Origin of the sequence: Flaviaestuariibacter flavus, assembly GCF_004337505.1 — a bacterium.
In the GTDB taxonomy this organism is placed as follows: Bacteria; Bacteroidota; Bacteroidia; order Chitinophagales; family Chitinophagaceae; genus Flavisolibacter; species Flavisolibacter flavus.
On record NZ_SJZI01000002.1, the window covers coordinates 480,255 to 499,350 of the forward strand.

Here is a 19,096-nt window from a genome sequence, read left to right on the forward strand (position 1 = left end):
GATTTCAATACTTTGCGTAACGCTTATTCTACTTCTTTCTTCGCGGTTAAAAAACCTTGGCGTCCTTTAAAACCTTCCAGCGTCCAAAAAATCCGACATCGGACGCCCGAGCTCCTAATATCCTTTAACAAATCGGGGATAGCTTTTCGGTTTAATTTAGGCCCTTCCCTATATTTTTGCCAGATTCCGCGAAAACCGTGTACTAACAACCATTACACTGTATGAACTTTAAGAAAGTCAACAACCTGACCGGCTGGGCCGTGTGCTTTATCGCCTCGCTGGTTTACATTCTCACAGCTGAAAAATCCGGTTCCTTTTGGGATTGCGGCGAGTTTGTATCTACCGCCTACAAGCTGCAGCTGCCGCACCCCCCAGGCGCTCCCGTATTTACCCTGCTCGGGCGCTTCTTCATTATCCTCTTCGGCGACAACCCCGCCACCGCCGCCAAGGCCGTCAACATCATGAATGCCCTGGCCTCCGGCTTTACCATCCTGTTCCTTTTCTGGACCATCACGCACTTCGCGCGCAAGCTGATGATCGGTTTCGCGGAAGAGCCCAACGGCCCCCAAACCGGCACCATCATGGGCGCCGGCGTGGTAGGGGCCCTGGCTTATACGTTCACCGACTCTTTCTGGTACAGCGCCGTTGAAGGTGAAGTGTATGCGCTCTCCTCCTTCTTCACCGCCATCATGTTCTGGGCGATGCTCAAGTGGGAACGCGCCGACATCGCCGCCGGCACCGACCGACAGCTGCGCAACTATGCCGACCGCTGGATCGTATTCATCGCCTTCCTCGCCGGTCTCGCCATCGGTGTGCACCTGCTCGGCCTGCTCACCATCCCCGCGATAGTGATGATCTACTACTACCGCCGCTATGAGTACACCCAGAAAGGTGCAATCCTGGCCTTTATCATCGGTTGCATCATCACCGGTGTTATCCAGGTGGCTGTTATCCAGTGGACTGTGAAGTTCGCGGGTAAGTTCGACGTCTTGTTCGTCAACTCCTTCGGCCTGCCTTTCTTTACGGGCTTTGTAATCTTCTTCCTGCTGCTGGCACTGGGCGTCTGGTGGGGCCTCCGCGTGGCTTCCCGTAACCACTGGTCCTTTCTCCGCCTCGGCCTCTGGTCGTTCATCTTCCTGATGCTGGGTTATTCGCTCTATGCCACCACAATGATCCGCTCGAACGCCAACCCGGGCATCGACATGAACAACGTGGACAACCCGATGAGCCTGAATTACTACCTGGGCCGCGAACAATATGGCTCGGCGCCGCTTATTTACGGTCCGCACTTCATGGCCGAAATGAAGCGCGACGAAAACGGCCAGGCTGTTTTGAAGGAAGGTGAAATGAAGTACACCCGGGGCAAGGACCGCTACATCGAAACCGGCCGCTCGCAGGAGCCCCAATATGAAAGCCGCGACGAGATGCTCTTCCCGCGCGTGTGGGACCGCAGCAACGACCAGGGCCATGCCGATGCCTACGCACAGTGGCTCGGCCTCGAGCGCACCGGCGACGGCACCTACGAAGCCCCAACCTTCGCCAACAATATCCGTTGGTTCATGCAGTACCAGATGGGCCATATGTACTGGCGCTACTTTATGTGGAACTTCGCCGGCCGCCAGAACGACATCCAGGGCGACGGCAATCACCGCGACGGCAACTGGATCTCCGGTATCGGCGCCATCGACAACACCCGCCTCGGAGACCAGTCGAAGATGCCCGAAAGCATCCGCCACAATAAGGCCAACAACAAGCTCCTGCTCCTCCCCTTCCTGCTCGGCGTGTTTGGCTGCGTCTATCATTTCATGAAGGACCGCCGCGACTGGATCGTGTCTTTCCTGCTCTTCTTCTTCACCGGCATCGCCATCGTGCTGTACCTCAACCAGCCGGGCAACCAGCCCCGTGAGCGCGACTATGCCTATGCCGGCTCCTTCTATGCCTGGTGTATCTGGGTTGGTCTTGCCGTGGTAGGCTTTGTACGGATGGCCCGCGAGCGTGCCGACAAGAGCAGCCTCATGAACGCCCTGCTTTACGGCGGTGTCGCCACCTTTGTGATCACGCTCTGGTCGAATGCGACGGTGCCGCTGGGTCCGGGCCTCGGCACGGCGATGATGGCCACCCTGCTTTACGCTGTGCTGGTTGGTATCATCTTCTTTGTGGTACGCGCGGTATCGGGCAACGGCCCCCGCCTCGCCCCCGCCGCCGTGGGCCTTGCTACGCTGCTGTGCGCCTCCGCACCCATCGTGATGGCCTCGCAGGAGTGGGATGACCACGACCGCAGCAACAAGGTGCTGGCACCCGACCTCGCCCGCGATTACCTCGAGAGCTGCGCGCCCAACGCTATCCTCTTCACTTTCGGTGACAACGATACCTATCCCCTTTGGTATATCCAGGAAACGGAAGGCGTGCGCCCCGACATCCGCATTATCAACACCAGCCTCCTCGGTATCGACTGGTATGTAAACCAGATGCGCTACAAGGTCAACGAAAGCGCCCCGATAGACGTGGTGTGGACACCCGAGCAGATCGCCGGTCTCTCCTACATCATGTACCAGCCTTCCGGTGCCAGCGCGGCTCCCGCCGACCTGCTTACCGTGATGCGCGACCGCGTCGGACCCCAGCTGAATAACGAAGACAAGGCGAACGTTCAGGCCGTATTCCAGAACAAGAAGTTCATCATCCCGGTGAACGAGGCCGCTGTGCGTGCCAATGGTACCGTCAATGCCAACGATGTCGTGTTGCCGCAGCTTCAGCTCGACATTCCCGAGGCCCGCAATTACCTGACGCTCGACCAGATGACGATCCTCAACGTGATCGCCGCCAACGCCGCCAAGGGCTGGCAGCGCCCGATCTACTTCACCTCCCCCTACGGCGAGCTCGGCTTCGGCCAGTACCTGCGCAAGGACGGCCTCACCTATCGCCTGGTGCCGGTGCAGAACACCTTCCCGCAGCAAAACTGGACCGTTGACCAGGCCCTCCGCGGCACAGCCATCCGCGACAACAACTCCGACTGGATGTATAAAGTGATGATGGAGAAGTTCCGCGGCGGCAATGCCAACCAAGCCGGCGTCTACTTCGACGAGGAAAACCGCCGGCACCTGCTGACGATCCGCGCTACCTATGCCGAGCTGGCCGGCAACCTGGCCGACAAAGGCGACAAGGCCCGCGCACAGCAGGCCCTCAACAAGCTGGAAAGCCTGATCCAGCCTGCACAGATGCCCTATGCCATGGTAAGCCGCTACAGCAGCCACAACCAGACCGGCCTTATCTACCTGGAGGCTGCCTATAAGGCAGGCAACCTGCAGCTTGCCCAAAAGCTCAAGGCCGCACTGGAAAAAGACATGCGTGAGCAGAAGTCCTATTACGAGTATATCAAGAACGAGCGCGGCGACGCATACAACTACATCGCCCGCGAAGATGATATCAACAATTTTATGCTCGAGCAGTTGCTGCCGGCCATTGAGCGTCGCTACAACCCGGCTGCCGCTCCCGCGCCGGAGAAGATCCAGCCCCACGCGCAGGGGCAAGCCGCCGACACGACACGTCATTAATTTTCAATAAAAACAGACAAACCCTCCGGCCTCCCGGAGGGTTTTTTCTTAACAGAACCGGAAGCAGGGTGAAATTGGTTTTGGTGTAGCTTGTACCCCTTATGCAAGGATTTCACTTTACCCGCTTCGACCCCAACGAGCAGGGAAAGACCCGCTTCGAGCAACTGCTGGACCTGTTCATGCAACTGCTCACCTACACCAGCGGCGATGTCGGCGAAGCCCTGCAGTGGCTCAATGAGCTCGACAAGCAATACGAGCTTACCGACCCCGAATACGGCATGGGCGACTTCATCGACGACCTCAGGGAAAAGGGATATATCACCGAGGAAAACCAGCAGGGCGAGATCCGGATCACGCCCAAAACCGAGCAGGGCATCCGCAAGCGGAGCCTCGAGGAGATTTTCGGTAAATTGACGAAAGCGCGTGCCGGAGAGCACAACACCTTCAAGCCCGGCCAGGGCGACGAGCAGAGCCCCAACACCCGGCCGTTCCAGTTTGGCGACATGCTGGAGCAGATCGACTTCACCGAATCGATCCGCACGGCGCAGATCAACCACGGGCTCGATGCCTTTTCGATGAGCGAGGACGACCTCCAGATCCGCGAGAACGACTTCAAAGCCCAAACGTCGACGGTGCTGATGATCGATATTTCGCACTCGATGATCCTCTATGGTGAGGACCGCATCACGCCGGCAAAAAAGGTAGCGATGGCACTGAGTGAGCTGATCACCACCAAATACCCCAAAGACACACTCGACATCGTGGTGTTCGGCAACGACGCCTGGCCGGTGGAGATCAAAGACCTGCCCTACCTGCAGGTGGGCCCCTACCATACCAATACGGTGGCCGGCCTGGAGCTTGCCATGGACATCCTGCGGCGGCGCAAGAATCCCAACAAGCAGATCTTCATGATCACCGACGGCAAGCCTACCTGCCTGAAGATCGGTAAACGCTACTACAAGAACTCCTTCGGTCTTGACCGCAAGGTGACGAGCCGCTGCATGAACCTGGCCGCGCAGTGCAAGAAGCTGAAGATCCCGATCACCACGTTTATGATCGCCACGGACCCTTACCTCCAGCGTTTCGTGCAGGAATTTACGGAAACCAACAACGGCAAGGCTTTCTTCGCTTCGCTCGACAAGCTCGGCGCCTTTATCTTCCGCGACTTCGAAAGCGGCAAGCGCAAAACCCTCTATTGAATATCGAATTTCGAATAACGAATAACGAATAACGAATATGGAACGCAGGCATCAATGCAACACGTGCCTATCCTGCGGCCCGATAACGAAAAGGACTAAGAACAAAAATGGACACCAAGCACATTAACACGATTGGCGAGCTCAAAGAAAGCGGCTACCAACCTAAAAGCATTAAAGAAGAGATCCGCCGGAACCTGATCGGGAAACTGCAGCAGAAAGCAGAAACATTCAGCGGCATTGTCGGCTATGAAGAAACCGTTATTCCCGACGTCGAGCGCGCGCTCCTGAGCAAACACAATATCCTATTCCTGGGACTGCGCGGCCAGGCGAAAACGCGGATGGCGCGGCAGATGACGGAGCTGCTTGACGAATGGATCCCGGTCATCGCGGGCTCCGATATCAACGACGACCCGCTCAACCCCATTTCGCGGCACTCGCGCGAGCTGATCGCGGAGAAGGGCGACGCCACGCCGATTGAATGGATGCACCGCTCGCAGCGCTACGGCGAAAAGCTGGCGACACCCGATGTGAGCGTGGCCGACCTGATCGGCGACGTAGACCCGATCAAGGCCGCCAACCTGCGGCTATCCTTCGCCGACGAGCGGGTGATCCATTATGGCATCATCCCGAAGAGCAACCGCGGCATCTTTGTCATCAACGAACTGCCCGACCTGCAGGCACGCATCCAGGTGGCGCTGTTCAACATACTCGAAGAAGGCGACGTACAGATCCGCGGATTCAAGCTCCGCCTGCCGCTTGATATCCTCTTTGTTTTCACGGCCAACCCGGAAGACTATACCAACCGCGGCTCTATTGTTACACCGCTCAAAGACCGCATTCAGAGCCAGATCCTGACACACTACCCGAAAGATATCGAGCACGCGCTGGCGATTACCGAGCAGGAGGCAGACGTGGAGCCGGCGCAAAAAGAGCTGGTGCAGGTATCCGACCTGGTGAAGCGCCTCATCGAGCAGGTAGCCTTCGAGGCAAGAGCGTCTGAATTCGTGGACAAGAAGAGCGGTGTTTCCGCGCGGCTCACCATCTCCGCATTCGAGAACGCCGTGAGCGCAGCCGAGCGGCGCGCACTCGTCAACCGCGAAGAAGCAACCCAGGTGTGGATCTCCGACCTGGTGGGCATCATTCCGTCAATCACCGGCAAGATTGAACTGGTATACGAAGGCGAGCAGGAAGGCCCTTACCAGGTGGGGATGAACCTGCTCAACAAGGCCATCCGAACACAGTTCATTCAATATTTTCCCAACCCCGAAACACTGAAGAAGCGCGCACCTAAAAAAGGCGCTGCTCCGGAAACGGTGGATAATCCTTACCGCGCCATCATTAACTGGTTTGACCGCGGCAACCACGTCAACCTGCTGTTCTCTTTATCCGACCGGGAAAAGATCAACGGGCTCTATTCCGTCGACGGGCTGCATGCGCTGGTGAAAAAACTGTTTCCGCAAGGCTCTGAAAAGGAAACGGCCCTGCTGATGGAGTTCGTACTGCACGGGCTCGCGGCTTTCTCCCTGATCAGCAAGAAGATACTGGAGACATCGGTGGAGTTTAAGGACCTGATGGGCAGCATGTTCACCATGCCCTCCGCCGACGATGAAGAGGAAGACGAAGATTTCAACTAGGCAAACTAAAAAGGCGCGGCTTTAATTCAGCCGCGCCTTTTTTATACATACAACTGCCGGCCGGCGTTAAAACGCGTAGCCGAAAGAGATGCCGCCGTAATAAGGAAAAAATCCTTCGCTCGTAAACAGGGGATTGATGGCCGCCCGGAACATAAAGCCGCCTTCTTTCGGTTGCAGGCGGTATCCGAAGTTCAGATGCCCGAACGTTCCCGTGAAGCGGTTCGGGTCTTCGTAGAAAAAGTCCGACTTGTAGTCGACCACGGTAACGCCGGCCCCCAATTCGAAGTAGTGGCGCTGATCTTTTGAAAGCAGGTAGTTAACGCCTACCGGCACCAGCAGCAGACGCTCGCCGCTGATGTTGAAATAGCCAACGCCGGCACGGCCGCCGATCCCGCCGTCTTTTTTCGTAAAGCGGGAGTCGAAGTTGACCGAGGTAAGGCCAGGACCGCCCAGTTCTACAAAAACACTTTTTGCAGCGTGCTGGGCAGCTACCCCCGCAGCACTACTGGTAAGCAGTAAACCGGTAAGTAATGCAATGCAGATCGTTTTGTTTTTCATAATCCTATGACTATTGCCGCGCTACTAATGATGCAGCAATGTTAATAAAGAAATGTAAAAATCAGAAGACCGGGGCTATTACGGGGCGATGACCAGAATCAGTTTACCTGCACGGTATCGGCCTTGAAAGGTGTAGCGCCGTTGTAATAACGAAGTATATATTGTCCTGCCGTCGGCGTCGGAATAGAAACGGTTGTGTCTACCTGTACGAGTACTTCGGCGCAGGCTACATTACCCCGCAGCACGGTGCCGCGTGAACGGATTGCAAATTCACGCGCGGCGGTGGCCTGTACCTCCATCTTTTCAAACCGGTAACAGGCGTTGGGCCCGTAGCTGACCACGCGGGAAAGGATCGGCTCGCCCTGTGCGCGGGTAGCCGGGGCTTGTGTGGACGTAATGGTGAAGTTGGCAGCCTCGCGGAAGTTGGTTTCTTCGCTTTTCCTGCAGCCGGCAAACAGAAGCGCCCCGCCAAGGAGATACATTGCGTAGTTCATGGTGTTTTTCTTTCCTGACACCTTGAGCTTCCCCGGCGTTGCACCAGCAGGGAAACATTATACGATATTGACCTCCCGCTCCAGTGTAACGCCAAACTTTTCTTCCACAGAGCGGATGATCTGTTCGCTCAGCGTACGAATTTCATTGCCGGTAGCATTACCATAGTTAACAAGCACAAGCGCCTGTTTGGGAAAGCAGCCGGCGTCGCCTTCCCGGTATCCTTTCCAGCCACACTGCTCGATCAGCCAGCCAGCCGCCAGCTTCATGCCCGCATCCTGGGGATAGGCAACAATGTCGGGCCAGCCTGCTTTCAGTTCAGCATATTTTTCAAGCGAAACCTGAGGGTTTTTGAAAAAGGAACCCGCGTTGCCGATTTCGTTCCAGTCGGGCAGCTTGGACGTCCGGATATTGATCACTGCCTGCGATACGGCGGCAATGCTTAGCCGGGTGACGCCCATCTTTTCGAGCTCTTGTTTTATAGCACCGTATTCGGTGTGAAAAACGGGTATTTTCCGAAGCCGGTAGGTTACGGAAGTGATTATGAAGCGGCCTTTATGGATGTTCTTGAAGACGCTCTCCCGGTACCCGAAGTGGCAATCGGCATGCGTGAAGCGCACCGTTTTTCCACTGCTGATCTCAACGGCTTCGAGCTCGTGAAAGACATCCTTGATCTCCACGCCATAGGCGCCGATGTTCTGCATGGGCGAGGCACCTACGCTGCCCGGAATCAATGACAGGTTTTCAACCCCGGCGTAATCGTTGCGGATGCAGTGCAGCACAAACTGGTGCCAGTTGACACCGCCGCCCGCCCTCACAAAAACGTACTCCTCGTCTTCATCAACCGTTTCAATGCCACCGATCTCGTTTCGGAGCACGGTGCCGGGAAAGTCGCCGGTAAGCAGCACGTTACTGCCGCCACCCAGCACGAGCAAAGGGCCTTCCGGCAGTGCTTCCAGCAATGCTCTCAGCCCTTGCGTTCCTGTAAACGCAGCAAAGTAGCGGGCCCGGGCGTCGATCCCGAACGTGTTGAAAGGGCGTAACGAAACATCTTCCTGGAAAAGCATGCGGCAAAGCTAACGGAGTGCGGTCAAAATGCGTCTCGAAGCCACCGCATCCAACACGCAGAAAAAAGTTTCCATGCTGCCTTTTGGCTCCTTGTTAATTTTAAGTATGGCTCAGACAAACACCCCGCGACCGCTGACGGCGACGCTGATCGGAGCGACCGGTCTGATCGGCGGACACCTGCTCCGGCTGCTTCAGGCCGACCCTTATTTCGGTACGGTACGCGTGCTGGTGCGACGGCCTATCGGCCTGCAGTCGCCGCGGACGGAGGAGAAACTGATCAACTTCGCCGACGTGGAATCTTTCCGGCTTGGGCTCGAAGGAAGCGATGTCATTTTTGTAGCCGTCGGCACCACGCAGAAAAAGGTCGGCGGCGACGAAGCGGCGTACCGGAAAGTGGATTTCGACATACCGGTGGCCGCCGCCCGCTGGGGCAAAGAAGCGGGGGCACGCCACCTGCTGCTCGTGTCATCGGTTGGCGCCAACGCGGGCAGCTCCAACTTCTACCTCCGTCTGAAAGGCCAAACCGAAGATGCGGTGAAAGCGTCGGGAATGGAGGCGGTTTCGGTGTTCCGCCCATCAATGCTGCTGGGTGAGCGAAAAGAGGCCCGGCCCGGGGAGCGTATCGGACAGGTGGCGTCCCAACTTTTTTCGGGGCTGATGATGGGTGGCCTGCGCAAATACAAACCCGTATTGGCGGAGCTGGTTGCCGCTGCGATGATTGCACAGGCAAAGACCGGGGCCCGTGGATTCCATGTTTTTGAGTACGATGCGATACGGCAGCTGGCTGGTGCGCGCTAGCTATTACACCGCGTCCACATCCACGATCACCTGCACTTTCTTAAACCGGTTCTCGAAGTGCAATGCGGCGCATTGCTTCTGGATATCTTCCTTGCACCGGGCGATGGTAGCACTATCGCGGGGCAGCTTCAGCATGAGCTCCATCAGGTACTGATTGCGAACCCGGTTCACCGTCGGCTCGGCGGGACCAACGAGGTAGTTGCCATAAGCCGGTGTCATCTTTTGAGTAAACAGGTGCGCTGCTTCGGTAACCACTTCTCGCTCCTTGTGGCGGAAGTGCAGCATGATGATCCGGGAATACGGCGGGTAAAAAAACTGTTTCCGCTTTTCGATCTCCTCGGCATACATCCCGTTATAGTCGTGGCGCATCACGTATTGGAGCAGGGGGTGGTTGGGCGTATTCGTCTGGATGAGCACCTCCCCTACGCCATCGCGCCGGCCGGCGCGGCCGCTCACCTGCTCCATCAGCTGGAAGGCGCGCTCATGCACGCGGAAGTCGGCAAAATGCAGCAGGCCGTCGGCATCAATCACACCTACCAGCTCCACGTTGTCGAAGTCCAGTCCTTTCACGACCATTTGTGTGCCCACCAGGATGTCGATCTTCTTTTGCTCAAACTGCTGAATCAGCACATCATGGGCGTTCTTGTTGCGGATGGCGTCGAAGTCCATGCGCGCCACCCGCGCCTTGGGCAGCTGCTCTTCTAGCACCTCCTCAATGCGCTCGGTGCCGAAGCTTTTCTGCACCAGTTTGTCCGAGCCGCAGGCGCCGCAGGTATGCATCGGCGGGTACACCTGGCCGCAATAGTGGCACTTCAGCTTGTTGGAAAACTTGTGAAAGGTGAGCGACACATCGCAGTGTTTGCACTGGGCAATCCAGCCGCATACCGTACAAAGCTGCAGGGGCGCATAACCACGGCGGTTCTGGAAAAGAATGATCTGCTTGCCGCGTTCGATCACCGCCTTCATCTCTTCCAGCAGGTGCATCGAAAACATCACTTTCTCCCCCGGCTTACGGGGCACGGCACGCAGGTCTACCAGGTCGATGGTGGGCATCTTTACATCACCGTAGCGCTCCCGTATTTCTACCAGTCCGAATTTCCCGGTCTGGGCATTATGGTACGTCTCCAGCGAAGGCGTGGCGCTGCCCAGCAGCACTTTGGCACCGGTGATGCCGGCAAGATAGATCGCCGCATCGCGGCCATGGTAACGCGGTGCCGGGTCCTGCTGCTTGTACGAGGAGTCATGCTCCTCGTCGCAGATGATGAGCCCCAGATCCTGGTAGGGCATAAAAAGCGAGGAACGGGCACCCAGCACCACTTTCAGCTCGCCGCTCTTGACCTTATTCCAGATCTCCACCCGCTCGTTATGGTTGAAGCGGGAGTGGTAGATACCGATATGCCCGCCGAAATATTTCTGCAGGCGCCGCACGATCTGGGCCGTCAGCGCAATCTCGGGCAACATATAAAGCACCTGCCGTCCCTGGCGGATGAATTGCTCGATGAGCCGGATATAGATCTGCGTTTTGCCGCTGGAGGTAACACCCTGAAGCAGGCACACCTGCTTCTGCGCCAGCGCGTCCTGCACACCGGCAAAGGCGGCATCCTGGGCGGGCGTGAGGGTGAAGTCGATCTGGACGTCCTTGGGCAGGTATTGAATGCGATCAACGTTGCGGCGCTCGGTGCGGAGGATCCCTTTTTCTACAAGCCCTTTCAGCTGTGCGTCGGTAGCGTTCGACTTCTTCAGCAAACCCGCTTTCGTTACCTCGCCTTCCGTCTTCATCAGGTGGAGGTAGCCGAGCAGCAACTCCATTTGCTTGGGAGCCCGCGTCCAGTTATTTAATAGTTCCGACAGGCGGTCTTCACTGGAATAGTCCGGCTGCAGCAGCACGAAGGTGTCTTTGCGCGGCGCGTAGGTCTGCTTGAGCGACTCCCACACATGACACACCTTTTTCCCGATCAGTTTGTTGACGATGGGATAAACATGCGCGGTGTCGAGGATTTGCTGCACTTCGGTGAGCCGCAGTTCCTGCTTCATCAGCAAGGCCTCGGCCACCATGTATTCTTCCGAATCGAGCGTGGAAAAATCATCGCCGTACTCCTCGTTGAATACCAGCACCGTTTCGCTGGAAAGCTTGAAATGCGCCGGCAGCGCGGCCGCCATCACTTCGCCTTCGGTGCAGCAGTAATAAGAGGCGAGCCACTCCCAGAATCCAAGCTGCCAGGGATGCACCACCGGCTCGGGATCGAGCAGGTTGAGAATCTCCTTGACATCTACGCCCGCGGGCTTCTCGTTGACCAGCGCCTTGATGACACCGGCATATTTCTTCTGTTTGCCCAGGTTGACTTCCACGCGGCAGCCCACACGCACCTGCGGCTCAAGCCGCGCCGGCACTTCCCACGTATAATTGCGCGGCAGCGCGAGGGGTATTACAATCTCGGCAAACATGAACCCGCAAAAGTAACGCTCCGCGGTTAAACGGCAGCGCCGACCGGCTCGATCCAGGGCGCCTTCCAGCGCAGCAGGCCTTCTTCCATGCGGCGATATACTTCCTTCCGCAGGCGGGCCACGTCGGCCAGACCATAACCGGCGACCGGAATGGGCTCAAGAAACACGGTTCGACTCCGTCCGGGGCGCAGGCTGAAGATGCTGCGCGGGTGCATCCGGCTCCACGTATCCAGCATCAGCACGGGCTGAATGGGGGTGCCGGTTTCGATGGCGATGCGGAATGCACCGTCGTAAAAATCCTTGAGCGGCTGCCCCGTTTCGTTGAAGGTGCCTTCGGGAAACACCAGCACCGACACGCCTTTCTCGATCGTCTTCCGCAACAGCTTCACGCTGCGCGCCCGGTTTTCGGGGCTGCTCCGGTCAACGGTAACGATGGCGTTGCGGTAGATAAATCCAAATATGGGCACTTTGGCGATTTCTGCTTTGCCAAGCGGGCGCACCGGGTGCCGGAAGGATTTTACGATGACCGGGATATCGAAATAAGAAACGTGGTTGGAGACGTAGATAAAGGCCGCGTCGGGATCGGTTGGCGCCTCCTCGATGTTGCGGTGGCGCACACCGATCAGCGGGAACCAGATGGCGCCCCAGAGCACACAGGCACGGTAGATCAGGTTGCCGCCACGCACCGGACCGAAGCCGACCACCAGCAGTGCCCACACAAAGACGGGGATCATCAGGGCAAGGAAAAGACCGACGGCCCAGATCCAGTAAAGGAGGTGCAGCGGCCTGAGCAGGATTCGCATTTAACGGAATTGTTTGCGCTCGTCGCCGGGACAGTGACATTCAAACTCCTGGCGGAGGTTATAGCAGGTGATAACTTTTGTTTCGGAGCCGCACTGGGCGAAAATAACCCGCACCGACTCATGGTCGGAGGTCTCGCCCTGGAGGGCATAGGTAGGACAGGGACGGTCGCGCGGGTCGCTCTTGGCGAGGTTGATGATGCCCCGGTCCATGACCTCCCGGATATCCTGCTCGGAGATTTCGCGGCAGTCCATCCGGCAGCGGGCGTGCTTCGTATACACCAGCCGGGCGGGGTGCCGGTCGAAGGCCTCGCGCGCCACCGGCTCGTGCCAGCGCCGCTTCAGGAAGATGCCGGCGGCCAGCACCAGCAGGAAGATGACGAAGAAAAGATTACGGGCTTTCACGGGTCCAAGATAAAGCCTTCGGCCGGTACCTCGGGTTGACCGATGTCAAGCCGGGGGGCAAAAATGTTAAAGCTTCGCCCACCTTCCGGCATATCAGCCATCAGGCATCCGACATCAGACATCCTTTTCGTAATTTTGCCCGCTATGTCCACCACACAGCGTACCGTCGCCTTTCACACGCTGGGCTGTAAGCTCAATTTCTCCGAAACGTCCACCCTGTCGCGCCACCTGGAGGCCGAGGGTTTTGTCAAGCGGGACTTCGAGGAAGCGGCCGACGTGTACGTCATCAACACCTGTTCGGTGACCGATAATGCCGACAAGGAGTGCCGACAGCTGGTTCGTCGCATCCAGCGCCGCGCACCTGAAAGCCTCGTGGTGATCACGGGCTGCTATGCCCAGCTGAAACCGAAGGAGATTTCTGAAATTCCCGGTGTCGACCTCGTGCTCGGCGCCGCCGAAAAATTCAACCTGGCCACGCACCTGCGTGAACTGACCAAGGGCGACTCGAGCCGGATCTCCTCCTGTGATATCGAAGCCGTGACCGGCTTTCATGCCTCCTGGTCGGTAAATGACCGAACCCGCACTTTCCTGAAGGTGCAGGATGGCTGCGATTACACCTGCTCTTTCTGTACGATACCGATGGCCCGCGGCAAAAGCCGCAGCGATTCTGTTGAAAATGTGCTTGGCCATGCCCGCAAACTGGCCGAAGGCGGCGTGAAAGAGATTGTGCTTACCGGTGTCAACCTCGGCGACTTCGGCAAGGGTCCTGACGGCTCCCGTGCGCACGAGGAGAGCTTTTACGACCTCATCGTAGCACTTGATGAAATCGGGGGTGTAGAGCGTTACCGCATCTCCTCTATCGAGCCCAACCTGCTCACACCGGAGATCATCGACTTTGTAGCTGGCAGCAAGAAGTTTATGCCGCACTTCCACGTGCCGCTGCAGAGCGGGTCCAACGACATCCTCGGGCGCATGCGCCGCCGCTACCGGCGCGAGCTGTATGCCGAGCGTGTGGCGCTGATCAAGGAAAAGATGCCGCATTGCGCCATTGGAGTTGATGTGATCGTGGGCTTCCCGTCGGAATCGGACGCCCACTTCCGCGAAACCTTCGACTTCCTGCACAGCCTGGACGTATCTTACCTACACGTGTTTACCTACTCGGAGCGGGCGGCCACAAAGGCACTTGAGATCGAGCCCGTGGTGCCGGTAGGACTGCGGAATGAACGCAACAAAACGCTTCGCAACCTCAGTTACCTGAAGCTGCAGCATTTTACAGAGCAGCACCGCGGTGCCGTTCGGAAAGTGCTTTTCGAAGGCCACGAAAAAGAAGGCATGATGGAAGGCTATACCGATAACTATATTCGCATCCGCACGCCTTACCGCGCCGAATGGGCCAACCAGGTTGTGGACTGGACCGTTTAATTCATGTGCTGATGTGCTAACGAGGTAAAGTGCCGACGGGAGCACCCGGGCTGGAGCCTGAGCTACTATTTACCATTAGACAAGCAGACCATTGCACCAATAGACCTATCAACGAAAAACCGCACGCCGACAGATGAAAAAATACCTGGCGATCATAGATTTTGAATGGAGTGAGGAGGCAGGCGCCGTCATCCAGGATCACCGCACCTACATCAACGAGTTGATTGACGAGCAGGTGATCGAGCATTATGTAGTGAGCATGGAAAAGCAGCAGGCCTGGGTAACCCTCAACGCCGAAAGCCCGGAACACGCCCGCGAGATCCTCGACGAGTCGCCTTTCAGCCGCTTCTGGACGGTGGAGCTGACCGAGCTTTTCCTTTGGGACGGGGTGGGCTACCGCCTTCCTGCCGTGCAGCTCAACTAGCTCGCCTCGGCGAGCGCCTCCGTACGCGCATAGCGGAGGCTGACGGCATATTGCAATTCTTTCAATAGCTTATAAACGGCATTGGTTTCTTCGTACGGTCGGCCCGCCGCAAATGCAGTTTCAAACTTTTGTTTCATTGAGGAGAGGAGTGTCTGGAGATCTTTCAGATCCATGGTTTCCAGGTCCTGGGGGTGATTGAGCGTCATGTCGGATGTAGTGCAAGGCGTCCCGCCGGGTGCTACCGGGCGGCTTACTTGCCGGCTAAGGGTTTCGAATTTAGGTTTCCGGTGTTTAACGTATCAACATTCGTGCCCCTTCTTTTTTACACACACCGGGAGGCTTAACCGGGATTTTAGGCCCGTTTTTAGCTTTCTTCGCGCAACAAGCCACCCCGATGGATATGGCGGAATCAATCATACTTTGGGTAGACGACGACGAGGACGACCTGGAAACGTTCCGGAATGCCGCGGCCGTAACGGGTCTTGACGTAAAAATTCACCATGCCCGAAACGGTGTGGAGGCCGTGGCCTACCTGCAGGAACGCGGCGCCTGCGGCCAGCTTCCCTGCCTGGTGATCCTTGATATGAATATGCCGCAGATGGATGGGCGGAGTACCCTTGCGGCGATAAAATCGACCCCGGAATTCGCGCAGCTGCAGGTGGTGGTGTTTACAACCTCTGCAAGCACGCTCGACGAGGTTTTTTGCCGGAAATACAAAGCCCCGATCTACCAGAAACCAAATTCGTTCGAAAAGCTGAAGGAAATAGTGGCAGGGTTCGGCGCTTTATGCCACCGGGGTAAATACTGATCTCGCTTTCGAAAACAGCCGGCAATCAACCAATCTCGTAGTCACTGAGCTCGCGGGTCAGCTTGGTAAATCCAACGACGTTGTTGTCTTCGTCGTGCAGTGCGGTGATAAGGATGCTGCCCCAGAAGGTCGTTCCGTTTTTGCGGAGGCGCCGGCCGATATGCTTGGCCCTTCCTTCTTTAACCGCCTGTGCCAGCAGGCGCTCCGGCAGCTTTTCCTCCCGATGCTGCGGCAGGTAAAACAGGCGGAAGTTTTGCCCGATGATCTCTTCCGGTTTGTACCCTTTAATGTGCTCGGCGCCTTTGTTCCAGGAAAGTATCGTTCCGTCCAGGTCAAGCAGGATGATTGCATAATCCTGAACCTCCTCGATCATTTGCCGGTGCAGGGTTTCCAGCAACTTCTTCTTTTCCATCGCGCGAAAATACCGGTTGAACAAATCCGACGTTTATGTCTTAATCTGTTTTAATGTGGCATGCTTCCACAGTATCGACGCGCCCTTCCGCAATAAAATGCAACTACACTCCCCGCGACCGCCAAACAGAAAGGCTGGCCCGAACAGGTCGCGGCAACGATCCGTAAGCCCGCCCGGGTGACGGAATACGAATTCCCCCGACAAAACAGGGAACCAAAGCTTTGCGGAGCCGGGAGTGCCTATTAGTAGTAAGACCTTAATCTCATCTGTTTACATATGCTTAAATTTTTTATTATTGTTCGCGCTTTAGCCCATCGGTACAACTATTGCTAATCAATACGGCTAGAAAACACCATTAACCTACGACAGTGGATCACAAGAAACTGATACAACTGGAACTGGAAACCCTGAAGGATATGTATGCCAACGCGGCGACGATCCTCAAGCAGGCACTGCTGGACGGCGCCGATTGGGACGCGCTGCAGGAGTACCGGCACGACGTTACCGAGCTGGAAATCGCGCTTTACAAAAAGCTGCGGATGGCAGGTGGCAACCCTGCCGAAAACCAAAACCGCGCGTCGACCGAGCCGGAGCTCAATTAAGATATTGTTCGGCCAGGCTCCTGTTCGCACCCGCGGCAACTATACCGCACAATACTTCTCACTGGAAACAAATAATCCATCATACCGACGCAGGCCGGTGAAAAAGAGAAGGCAAACCGCCCGGCTAGGTGATAACCATTTCTGGCTAGGTGATAACCGCTAAAGTATAAAAATCGTCGCCCTTCGTATTGCTGTATGTATAAATACGATGTCTTGCAACAGTACCTTAGCCACCTCATCAAAAGTTACTTTCCTCTCATCACAATCGCAATTCCTAGGACCCCGGCTAACCACCGGGGTTCTTAGCCTCTTAATGGCAGGTGCAAACCTGCAGGCCGTTCCAAAGCGAACGGATTACTGCCCGATCTACCTAACAAGCGTAAGAATTTTACTATGCCGCCTGTGCGCCGGTAAAACCTTTGTGGCCGCTAAAGTACCGCCGCAGGCGTTGCTCCAGCGTATCTCCGGTGTGACCGATGTAGTAGCGATCACGCTGCGTAGAGTAAAGTATATAGAAATGACAGGGCATAAAAAAAGCCCCGCATTTGCGGGGCTCTTGGTGGGAGTTGACGGGTTCGAACCGCCGACCCTCCCGCTGAAAGCGGGATGCTCTGAACCAGCATCGCTACCGACGGCTTTTGATCAGAAGCTCAATTCGTTTGCGGCTCTTCCACGACTTTATCTCGCGCTCGCGTGCGTAGGCGTCCACTTTATTTTCAAATTCCTCGCTGTAAACGATTGTCCAGTCGGCCTGTGCGCCGGTAAAACCTTTGTGGCCGCTAAGGTGCCGCCGCAGGCGTTGCTCCAGCGTATCACCGGTGTGACCGATGTAGTAGCGATCACGCTGCGTAGAGTAAAGTATATAGAAATGACAGGGCATAAAAAAAGCCCCGCATTTGCGGGGCTCTTGGTGGGAGTTGACGGGTTCGAACCGCCGACCCTCCCGCTGAAAGCGGGATGCTCTGAACCAGCATCGCTACCGACGGCTTTTGATCAGAAGCTCAATTCGTTTGCGGCTCTTCCACGACTTTATCTCGCGCTCGCGTGCGTAGGCGTCCACTTTATTTTCAAATTCCTCGCTGTAAACGATTGTCCAGTCGGCCTGTGCGCCGGTAAAACCTTTGTGGCCGCTAAGGTGCCGCCGCAGGCGTTGCTCCAGCGTATCACCGGTGTGACCGATGTAGTAGCGATCACGCTGCGTAGAGTAAAGTATATAGAAATGACAGGGCATAAAAAAAGCCCCGCATTTGCGGGGCTCTTGGTGGGAGTTGACGGGTTCGAACCGCCGACCCTCCCGCTGAAAGCGGGATGCTCTGAACCAGCATCGCTACCGACGGCTTTTGATCAGAAGCTCAATTCGTTTGCGGCTCTTCCACGACTTTATCTCGCGCTCGCGTGCGTAGGCGTCCACTTTATTTTCAAATTCCTCGCTGTAAACGATTGTCCAGTCGGCCTGTGCGCCGGTAAAACCTTTGTGGCCGCTAAGGTGCCGCCGCAGGCGTTGCTCCAGCGTATCACCGGTGTGACCGATGTAGTAGCGATCACGCTGCGTAGAGTAAAGTATATAGAAATGACAGGGCATAAAAAAAGCCCCGCATTTGCGGGGCTCTTGGTGGGAGTTGACGGGTTCGAACCGCCGACCCTCCCGCTGAAAGCGGGATGCTCTGAACCAGCATCGCTACCGACGGCTTTTGATCAGAAGCTCAATTCGTTTGCGGCTCTTCCACGACTTTATCTCGCGCTCGCGTGCGTAGGCGTCCACTTTATTTTCAAATTCCTCGCTGTAAACGATTGTCCAGTCGGCCTGTGCGCCGGTAAAACCTTTGTGGCCGCTAAGGTGCCGCCGCAGGCGTTGCTCCAGCGTATCACCGGTGTGACCGATGTAGTAGCGATCACGCTGCGTAGAGTAAAGTATATAGAAATGACAGGGCATAAAAAAAGCCCCGCATTTGCGGGGCTCTTGGTGGGAGTTGACGGGTTCGAACCGCCGACCCTCCCGCTGAAAGCGGGATGCTCTGAACCAGCATCGCTACCGACGGCTTTTGATCAGAAGCTCAATTCGTTTGCGGCTCTTCCACGACTTTATCTCGCGCTCGCGTGCGTAGGCGTCCACTTTATTTTCAAATTCCTCGCTGTAAACGATTGTCCAGTCGGCCTGTGCGCCGGTAAAACCTTTGTGGCCGCTAAGGTGCCGCCGCAGGCGTTGCTCCAGCGTATCACCGGTGTGACCGATGTAGTAGCGATCACGCTGCGTAGAGTAAAGTATATAGAAATGACAGGGCATAAAAAAAGCCCCGCATTTGCGGGGCTCTTGGTGGGAGTTGACGGGTTCGAACCGCCGACCCTCCCGCTGAAAGCGGGATGCTCTGAACCAGCATCGCTACCGACGGCTTTTGATCAGAAGCTCAATTCGTTTGCGGCTCTTCCACGACTTTATCTCGCGCTCGCGTGCGTAGGCGTCCACTTTATTTTCAAATT

At 56.5% G+C, this 19,096-nt stretch carries 18 protein-coding genes; 9 read left to right on the forward strand and 9 right to left on the reverse strand.

Annotated elements, in window-relative coordinates; translation table 11 throughout:
• The first annotated feature begins 221 nt into the window (after positions 1-221).
• The 3 genes from EPD60_RS02810 to EPD60_RS02820 all read left to right on the forward strand — a co-directional run bounded on the left by EPD60_RS02810 (position 222) and on the right by EPD60_RS02820 (position 6,384).
• Positions 222-3,551: a glycosyltransferase family 117 protein gene (locus tag EPD60_RS02810; protein WP_131446617.1), complete on the forward strand. Its 3,330-nt coding sequence runs from the start codon at positions 222-224 to the stop codon at positions 3,549-3,551.
• A gap of 101 nt (positions 3,552-3,652) precedes the next feature.
• On the forward strand, positions 3,653-4,750 hold the full coding sequence (locus EPD60_RS02815; protein WP_131446619.1) for a vWA domain-containing protein: 1,098 nt from the start codon (positions 3,653-3,655) through the stop codon (positions 4,748-4,750).
• Positions 4,751-4,857: 107 nt separating this feature from the next.
• Positions 4,858-6,384, forward strand: a complete 1,527-nt coding sequence (locus EPD60_RS02820; RefSeq protein WP_131446621.1) for a magnesium chelatase ATPase subunit I — start codon at positions 4,858-4,860, stop codon at positions 6,382-6,384.
• 66 nt (positions 6,385-6,450) lie between these two features.
• Here the strand turns inward: EPD60_RS02820 and EPD60_RS02825 are convergent, their stop codons facing one another.
• The 3 genes from EPD60_RS02825 to murB form a co-directional block, all read right to left on the reverse strand.
• Entirely contained in the window at positions 6,451-6,942 is a 492-nt protein-coding gene (locus EPD60_RS02825; RefSeq protein WP_131446623.1) for a hypothetical protein, read from the reverse strand.
• Positions 6,943-7,040: 98 nt separating this feature from the next.
• The gene (locus EPD60_RS02830; RefSeq protein WP_131446625.1) at positions 7,041-7,436 is read right to left on the reverse strand and encodes a hypothetical protein; all 396 of its coding nucleotides are present in this window, start codon (positions 7,434-7,436) and stop codon (positions 7,041-7,043) included.
• Between the two features lie 57 nt (positions 7,437-7,493).
• Positions 7,494-8,501, reverse strand: coding sequence for a UDP-N-acetylmuramate dehydrogenase (gene murB, locus EPD60_RS02835; RefSeq protein ID WP_131446627.1), 1,008 nt, complete (start codon positions 8,499-8,501; stop codon positions 7,494-7,496).
• Positions 8,502-8,607: 106 nt separating this feature from the next.
• Between murB and EPD60_RS02840 the strand changes: the two genes are divergently transcribed.
• The gene (locus EPD60_RS02840; protein ID WP_131446629.1) at positions 8,608-9,300 is read left to right on the forward strand and encodes an NAD(P)H-binding protein; all 693 of its coding nucleotides are present in this window, start codon (positions 8,608-8,610) and stop codon (positions 9,298-9,300) included.
• A 3-nt stretch (positions 9,301-9,303) separates the two neighbouring features.
• Here EPD60_RS02840 and priA read toward each other — a convergent pair whose 3' ends face one another.
• Genes priA through EPD60_RS02855 form a run of 3 tightly spaced genes read right to left on the reverse strand, consistent with a single transcriptional unit; the run spans position 9,304 to position 12,950 of the window.
• On the reverse strand, positions 9,304-11,745 hold the full coding sequence (gene priA / locus EPD60_RS02845; protein ID WP_131446631.1) for a replication restart helicase PriA: 2,442 nt from the start codon (positions 11,743-11,745) through the stop codon (positions 9,304-9,306).
• Positions 11,746-11,771: 26 nt separating this feature from the next.
• On the reverse strand, positions 11,772-12,548 hold the full coding sequence (locus EPD60_RS02850) for a lysophospholipid acyltransferase family protein (protein WP_131446633.1): 777 nt from the start codon (positions 12,546-12,548) through the stop codon (positions 11,772-11,774).
• Entirely contained in the window at positions 12,549-12,950 is a 402-nt protein-coding gene (locus EPD60_RS02855) for a DUF4258 domain-containing protein (RefSeq protein ID WP_131446635.1), read from the reverse strand.
• Positions 12,951-13,094: 144 nt separating this feature from the next.
• Here EPD60_RS02855 and mtaB point away from each other — a divergent pair, with 144 nt between their 5' ends.
• Together mtaB and EPD60_RS02865 are read left to right on the forward strand one after the other, a co-directional pair.
• Positions 13,095-14,372 (forward strand): tRNA (N(6)-L-threonylcarbamoyladenosine(37)-C(2))-methylthiotransferase MtaB, encoded by a 1,278-nt coding sequence (gene mtaB, locus EPD60_RS02860; RefSeq protein WP_131446637.1) that lies wholly within the window; start codon positions 13,095-13,097, stop codon positions 14,370-14,372.
• A gap of 133 nt (positions 14,373-14,505) precedes the next feature.
• Complete coding sequence (locus tag EPD60_RS02865; RefSeq protein WP_131446639.1) at positions 14,506-14,796, forward strand: hypothetical protein; 291 nt, start codon at positions 14,506-14,508, stop codon at positions 14,794-14,796.
• Here EPD60_RS02865 and EPD60_RS02870 read toward each other — a convergent pair.
• Entirely contained in the window at positions 14,793-15,002 is a 210-nt protein-coding gene (locus EPD60_RS02870) for a hypothetical protein (RefSeq protein WP_131446641.1), read from the reverse strand. The two genes, EPD60_RS02865 and EPD60_RS02870, sit on opposite strands and share 4 nt — an antisense overlap.
• Before the next feature lie 194 nt (positions 15,003-15,196).
• Here EPD60_RS02870 and EPD60_RS02875 point away from each other — a divergent pair, with 194 nt between their 5' ends.
• On the forward strand, positions 15,197-15,604 hold the full coding sequence (locus EPD60_RS02875) for a response regulator (RefSeq protein WP_165871378.1): 408 nt from the start codon (positions 15,197-15,199) through the stop codon (positions 15,602-15,604).
• Positions 15,605-15,629: 25 nt separating this feature from the next.
• On the opposite strand, the gene EPD60_RS02880 is transcribed toward EPD60_RS02875, so the two are convergent.
• Complete coding sequence (locus EPD60_RS02880) at positions 15,630-16,016, reverse strand: PAS domain-containing protein (protein ID WP_131446645.1); 387 nt, start codon at positions 16,014-16,016, stop codon at positions 15,630-15,632.
• Positions 16,017-16,384: 368 nt separating this feature from the next.
• On the opposite strand from EPD60_RS02880, the gene EPD60_RS02885 reads away from it, so the two are divergent.
• Complete coding sequence (locus EPD60_RS02885) at positions 16,385-16,618, forward strand: hypothetical protein (RefSeq protein WP_131446647.1); 234 nt, start codon at positions 16,385-16,387, stop codon at positions 16,616-16,618.
• 391 nt (positions 16,619-17,009) lie between these two features.
• On the opposite strand, the gene EPD60_RS17365 is transcribed toward EPD60_RS02885, so the two are convergent.
• The gene (locus tag EPD60_RS17365) at positions 17,010-17,147 is read right to left on the reverse strand and encodes a GIY-YIG nuclease family protein (RefSeq protein WP_131446649.1); all 138 of its coding nucleotides are present in this window, start codon (positions 17,145-17,147) and stop codon (positions 17,010-17,012) included.
• Between EPD60_RS17365 and EPD60_RS17410 the strand changes: the two genes are divergently transcribed.
• Positions 17,136-19,096, forward strand: a 1,961-nt coding sequence (locus EPD60_RS17410) for a hypothetical protein (protein WP_425168843.1), incomplete at its 3' end; no start/stop codon positions are given. The genes EPD60_RS17365 and EPD60_RS17410 overlap by 12 nt on opposite strands.